Origin of the sequence: Streptomyces sp. NPDC056222 (assembly GCF_042264065.1) — a bacterium.
Lineage (GTDB): Bacteria > Actinomycetota > Actinomycetes > Streptomycetales > Streptomycetaceae > Streptomyces.
The window spans coordinates 22,426-28,425 of record NZ_JBHJTL010000101.1 but is presented as its reverse complement, the minus strand read 5'-3'; the positions used below and the strand labels follow the sequence as shown (position 1 = coordinate 28,425).

Below are 6,000 nucleotides of genomic sequence, written 5' to 3'. Positions count from 1 at the left end.
CGTCACGCGCGTACCGGCCTCCGTCACGTCATGCTCCGGGGGCGTCAGCCCGCGGCGCCGACCTCGATCGCCGCCAGATTCTTCTTGCCCCGGCGCAGCACCAGCCACCGGCCGTGCAGCAGCTCGTCCGCCGACACCTCGGCGTCCTCGGCGGTGACCTTCACGTTGTTCACGTACGCCCCGCCCTCCTTCACCGTCCGGCGCGCTCCCGACCTGCTCGGCGCGAGACCGACCTCGACGAACAGGTCCACGACCTGCCCGAGCTCCGCCACGCGCGCGTGCGGCAGCTCGGAGAGCGCGGCGGCCAGCGTCGCCTCGTCCAGCTCGGTCAGGTCGCCCTGCCCGAACAGCGCCTTCGAGGCGTTGATGACGGCCGCGCACTGGTCGGCGCCGTGCACCAGCGTCGTCAGCTCCTCGGCGAGCGCCCGCTGGGCGGCCCGGGCCTGCGGCCGCTCGGCGGTCTGCTGCTCCAGCTCCTCGAGCTCCTCGCGGGACTTGAAGGACAGGATCCGCATGTACGTCGAGATGTCCCGGTCGTCCACGTTCAGCCAGAACTGGTAGAACGCGTACGGCGTGGTCATCTCCGGGTCGAGCCACACGGCCCCGCCCTCGGTCTTGCCGAACTTCGTGCCGTCCGCCTTGACCATCAGCGGGGTCGCCAGCGCGTGCGCCTCGGCGCCCGGCTCCAGGCGGTGGATCAGGTCGAGGCCCGCCACCAGGTTGCCCCACTGGTCGGACCCGCCCTGCTGCAGCGTGCAGCCGTAGCGCCGGTACAGCTCCAGGAAGTCCATGCCCTGGAGCAGCTGGTAGCTGAACTCGGTGTAGCTGATGCCCTGCTCGGACTCCAGGCGGCGGGCGACGGAGTCCTTGGTCAGCATCTTGTTGACCCGGAAGTGCTTGCCGATGTCGCGCAGGAACTCGATCGCGGACAGGCCGGCGGTCCAGTCCAGGTTGTTCACCATGACCGCCGCGTTCTCCCCCTCGAAGGAGAGGAACGGCTCGATCTGGCTCCGCAGCCGGTTCACCCAGTTCGCGACCGTCTCCGGGTCGTTCAGGGTGCGCTCGGCGGTCGGCCGCGGGTCGCCGATCTGGCCGGTGGCCCCACCGACCAGCGCCAGCGGCCGGTGACCGGCCTGCTGGAGCCGGCGGACGGTGAGCACCTGGACCAGGTGGCCGACGTGGAGACTGGCCGCGGTCGGGTCGAAGCCGCAATAGAACGTGACGGGGCCGTCCGCGAGGGCCTTGCGCAGGGCGTCCTCGTCAGTGGACTGGGCGAACAGCCCACGCCACTTCAGCTCGTCGACGATGTCCGTCACGGTGTCCGGTCTCCTTGATCGATGGTCGTCACGCCGTCCCTCAGTCTAGGCGGGTCATACGCCCTTGCTGACCGAGCTCATGTTGAAGTCCGGCACCCGCAGCGCCGGCATCGCGGCCCTGGTGAACCAGTCGCTCCATTCGCGCGGCAGCGTCTTCTCCGTGCGCCCCGCCTCCGAAGCCCGCGACAGCAGGTCCACCGGCGACTCGTTGAACCGGAAGTTGTTCACCTCGCCGACCACCTCGCCGTTCTCGACGAGGTAGACGCCGTCGCGGGTCAGCCCGGTCAGCAGCAGCGTCGCGGGGTCGACCTCGCGGATGTACCAGAGGCAGGTCAGCAACAGACCGCGCTCCGTCGAGGCGACCATCTCCTCCAGCGAGCGCTCGCCGCCGCCGTCCAGGATCAGGTTCCCGGCGCCGGGCGCCACGGGCAGGCGGGTGAGCGCCGCGGTGTGCCGGGTGGTGATCAGATGCTCCAGCTTCCCCTCCCGCACCCAGTCGATCGGCGCCAGCGGCAGACCGTTGTCGAAGACGGAGGAGTCGTCGCCCGAGGAGTGCGCGATCACGAACGGCGCGGACTCCAGACCCGGCTCGTTCGGGTCGCTGCGCAGGGTCAGCGGCAGCGGCGAGAGGGTCTCGCCGAGCCGGGTCCCACCGCCCGGCTTCGAGAAGACCGTGCGGCCCTCCGCCGCGTCCCGGGCCGTCGAGGACCAGAGCTGGTAGATCAGCAGGTCGGCCACGGCGGTCGGCGGCAGCAGCGTCTCGTACCTCCCGGCCGGCAGCTCGATCCGGCGCTCCGCCCAACCGAGCCGCTGTGCCAGATCGGTGTCGAGGGCGGCCGGATCGACGTCCTTGAAGTCCCGGGTGGAGCGCCCGGCCCACGCGGAGCGGGAGCGGTCGGGAGACTTGGCGTTGAGCTCCAGGGTGCCGTTGGGCTGGTCGTGCCGCAGCCGCAGCCCCGTCGACGTACCGAGGTAGGTCGAGGTGAGCTCGTGGTTGGCGAAGCCGTACAACTCGCGACCACCGGCCCGGGCCCGGGCGAAGGCCTCGCCGAGCGCGGGCGCGAAGTCCGCGAAGACGGCGGAGCTGGTCTCGGCCGGCGCGTCCGTGAAGTCGGGGGAGGCGTCGACGCCCTCGACCAGGGGCTGCGCGTCCTCGGCGGGCCCCGCCGCCCGGGCGGCGGCCTCCGCGGCCCGCACCAGCGGCTCGAGATCGTCGACGGTCACGGCCGAGCGCGAGACGACACCGGACGCGGTGCCCTGCGCGCCGTCCACGGTGGCGACGACCGTGAGCGTACGCCCGCGGGTGACGCCGTTGGTGGTCAGCGCGTTGCCCGCCCAGCGCAGATTGGCGGAGGACTCCTCGTCGGCGATGACGACACACCCGTCCGCGCGGGACAGCTCCAGGGCCCGCTCGACGATCTCGTACGGCTTGCTCACGCGGCTCATCGACCGGCCTCCTGCGTGGTGTTCAGAATGTTGACGCCCCTGAAGAGGGCTGAGGGGCAGCCGTGGGAGACCGCCGCGACCTGGCCGGGCTGGGCCTTGCCGCAGTTGAACGCGCCGCCGAGGACGTACGTCTGCGGGCCGCCGACCTTCTCCATCGAGCCCCAGAAGTCCGTCGTCGTCGCCTGGTACGCGACGTCCCGCAGCTGGCCGGCCAGCCTGCCGTTCTCGATGCGGAAGAAGCGCTGCCCGGTGAACTGGAAGTTGTAGCGCTGCATGTCGATCGACCAGGACCGGTCCCCGACCACGTAGATGCCGCGCTCGACGCCCCCGATCAGATCCTCGGTGGAGAGCCCGCCCGGGTCCGGCTGCAGGGAGACGTTCGCCATCCGCTGCACCGGCACATGGCCCGGCGAGTCGGCGAAGGCGCAGCCGTTCGACCGGCCGAGGCCCGTGAGCTTGGCGATCCGCCGGTCCAGCTGGTAGCCGACGAGCGTGCCGTCCTTCACCAGGTCCCACGACTGCGCCTCGACGCCCTCGTCGTCGTACCCGACGGTCGCGAGCCCGTGCTCGGCGGTCCGGTCACCCGTCACGTTCATGATCGACGAGCCGTACGCCAGCTTGCCCAGCTGGTCGAAGGTGGCGAAGGAGGTCCCGGCGTACGCCGCCTCGTAGCCCAGTGCCCGGTCCAGCTCGGTGGCGTGGCCGATCGACTCGTGGATCGTCAGCCAGAGGTTCGACGGGTCGACGACCAGGTCGTACGCCCCCGCCTCCACGCTCGGCGCCCGCATCTTCTCGGCGAGCAGCCCCGGAATCTGCTCCAGCTCCGCGTCCCAGTCCCAGCCGGTGCCGGTCAGATACTCCCAGCCCCGCCCGACCGGCGGCGCGATCGTCCGCATCGAGTCGAACTCGCCGGTCGTCTCGTCCACGGCGACCGCGGTGAGCTGCGGGTGCAGCCGGACCCGCTGCTGGGTGGTGACGGTGCCCGCCGTGTCCGCGTAGAACTTGTTCTCCTGGACGGTCATCAGCGAGGCGTCCACATGCGCGACGCCCTCCGCCCGCAGCAGCCGCTCGCTCCAGTCGGCGAGCAGCGCGCTCTTCTCGGCGCCGGGGATGTCGAAGGGGTTGATCTCGTACGAGGAGATCCAGGTCCTCTCCGCGTGCACCGGCTCCTCGGCCAGCTCCACACGCTCCTCGGAGCCCGCCGCGGCGATCACCTTGGCGGACAGCTTGGCCATGGCGACGGCCTGCGAGGCGACCCGCGCCGCCCCGTCCATGGTCAGATCGACACCGGAGGCGAACCCCCAGGCCCCGCCGTGCACCACCCGCACCGCGTACCCGAGGTCCGTGGTGTCCGAGGAACCCGAGGGTTTGGCGTCGCGCAGCCGCCACGAGGCGCTGCGCACCCGCTCCAGACGGAAGTCGGCATGGTCGGAGCCGAGGGCACGCGCGCGTGCGAGCGCCGCGTCGGCGAGCGCCCGCAGCGGCAGTGCCGTGAAGGCCGCGTCGAGGGAATGGATGCCAGATGGCACAGCTGTCTCCTGTCGTGTGAGACCGGTCGACCCCGATCATGTCGCGCTTTCGGCCGCCACGCCCAGAGCTTTCTGTAGGGACCCGACAGTGACATCCGTACGCCACTGTCAGGGGTCGATTCCTCGCGGAAGGGACGGGACCGATAGGTTTTCGGTAACCAGACCGCTATCGAAAGGGTGATCCGTTGAGCCGCTCGGTTCTCGTCACCGGAGGCAACCGGGGCATCGGCCTCGCCATCGCCCGCGCGTTCGCCGAAGCCGGCGACAAGGTCGCGATCACATACCGCTCCGGAGAGCCGCCGGCCGGCTTCCTCGCCGTCAAGTGCGACATCACCGACGCCGAGCAGGTGGAGCAGGCGTACAAGGAGATCGAGGAGAAGCACGGTCCCGTGGAGGTGCTGGTGGCCAACGCCGGCGTCACCAAGGACCAGCTGCTCATGCGCATGTCCGAGGAGGACTTCACGTCCGTCCTCGACACCAACCTCACCGGCACCTTCCGGGTCGTGAAGCGCGCCAACCGCGGCATGCTGCGCGCCAAGAAGGGCCGCGTCGTGCTGATCTCCTCGGTCGTGGGTCTCCTCGGCTCGGCGGGTCAGGCGAACTACGCCGCCTCGAAGGCCGGCCTGGTCGGTTTCGCGCGGTCCCTCGCCCGGGAGCTCGGCTCGCGCAACATCACCTTCAACGTCGTCGCGCCCGGTTTCGTCGACACCGACATGACCGCCGTCCTCACCGACGAGCAGCGCGCCGGCATCGTGTCCCAGGTGCCGCTGGGCCGCTACGCGCAGCCGGAGGAGATCGCCGCGGCGGTGAAGTTCCTCGCCTCCGACGACGCCTCGTACATCACTGGAGCCGTCATCCCGGTTGACGGCGGATTGGGCATGGGTCACTGATCACATGAGCGGAATTCTCGAGGGCAAGCGCATCCTGATCACCGGTGTGCTGATGGAGTCCTCCATCGCCTTCCACGCCGCCAAGCTGGCCCAGGAGCAGGGCGCGGAGATCATCCTCACCGCCTGGCCCCGGCCGACGCTGACCGAGCGCATCGCCAAGAAGCTGCCCCAGCCCGACAAGGTGAAGGTGCTGGAGCTCGACGTCTCCAACGACGAGCACCTCGCCCGCCTGGAGGACCAGGTCCGCGAGCACCTCGGCGACCGCCTGGACGGCGTCGTGCACTCCATCGGCTTCGCGCCGCAGGACGCGCTCGGCGGCAACTTCCTGAACACGCCGTTCGAGTCCGTGGCCACCGCCATGCACGTCTCGGCCTTCTCCCTGAAGTCCCTGACGATGGCGCTGCTGCCGCTGATGAGCGAGGGCGGTTCGGTCGTCGGCCTCACCTTCGACGCGCAGTTCGCCTGGCCGCAGTACGACTGGATGGGCCCGACCAAGGCCGCCCTGGAGGCCACGAGCCGCTACATGGCCCGTGACCTGGGCAAGCAGAACATCCGCTGCAACCTGGTCTCGGCCGGCCCGCTCGGTTCGATGGCCGCCAAGTCCATCCCGGGCTTCTCGGAGCTGGCCTCCGTGTGGGACAGCCGTTCCCCGCTGCAGTGGGACCTGGCCGACCCGGACCCGGCGGGCCGCGCCATCGTCGCGCTGCTCTCCGACTGGTTCCCGAAGACGACCGGCGAGATCGTGCACGTCGACGGTGGTCTGCACGCCATCGGCGCCTGAGGCTCGTACGAAGGCCGGGCGTCCCTCCACGGAGGGGC

Annotated in this window: 5 protein-coding genes; 2 read left to right on the top strand and 3 right to left on the bottom strand. The window is 70.6% G+C overall.

The genetic code is table 11. From position 1 onward, the window contains the following. Positions 1 to 44: 44 nt before the first annotated feature. Genes tyrS through ACFC0D_RS32280 form a run of 3 tightly spaced genes read right to left on the bottom strand, consistent with a single transcriptional unit; the run spans position 45 to position 4,279 of the window. Positions 45 to 1,316: a tyrosine--tRNA ligase gene (tyrS, locus tag ACFC0D_RS32290; RefSeq protein WP_376443708.1), complete on the bottom strand. Its 1,272-nt coding sequence runs from the start codon at positions 1,314 to 1,316 to the stop codon at positions 45 to 47. 54 nt (positions 1,317 to 1,370) lie between these two features. Further along, positions 1,371 to 2,762 carry a metallopeptidase TldD-related protein gene (locus tag ACFC0D_RS32285; protein ID WP_376443705.1) on the bottom strand — a complete coding sequence of 464 codons (1,392 nt, stop codon included), beginning with the start codon at positions 2,760 to 2,762 and terminating at the stop codon, positions 1,371 to 1,373. Continuing rightward, positions 2,759 to 4,279: a TldD/PmbA family protein gene (locus tag ACFC0D_RS32280; RefSeq protein ID WP_376443720.1), complete on the bottom strand. Its 1,521-nt coding sequence runs from the start codon at positions 4,277 to 4,279 to the stop codon at positions 2,759 to 2,761. Before ACFC0D_RS32280 ends, ACFC0D_RS32285 begins: the two co-directional genes overlap by 4 nt. A 197-nt stretch (positions 4,280 to 4,476) precedes the next feature. Here ACFC0D_RS32280 and fabG point away from each other — a divergent pair, with 197 nt between their 5' ends. Together fabG and fabI are read left to right on the top strand one after the other, a co-directional pair. After that, on the top strand, positions 4,477 to 5,181 hold the full coding sequence (gene fabG, locus ACFC0D_RS32275; RefSeq protein WP_376443702.1) for a 3-oxoacyl-[acyl-carrier-protein] reductase: 705 nt from the start codon (positions 4,477 to 4,479) through the stop codon (positions 5,179 to 5,181). Positions 5,182 to 5,185: 4 nt separating this feature from the next. Then, positions 5,186 to 5,962, top strand: a complete 777-nt coding sequence (gene fabI / locus ACFC0D_RS32270) for an enoyl-ACP reductase FabI (protein WP_376443699.1) — start codon at positions 5,186 to 5,188, stop codon at positions 5,960 to 5,962. Positions 5,963 to 6,000 lie beyond the last annotated feature (38 nt).

Coding starts and splice junctions, on each gene's coding strand:
- fabI (WP_376443699.1), top strand. CDS start 5,186: ATGAGCGGAATTCTCGAGGGCAAGCGCATCCTGATCACCGGTGTGCTG.
- ACFC0D_RS32285 (WP_376443705.1), bottom strand. CDS start 2,762: ATGAGCCGCGTGAGCAAGCCGTACGAGATCGTCGAGCGGGCCCTGGAG.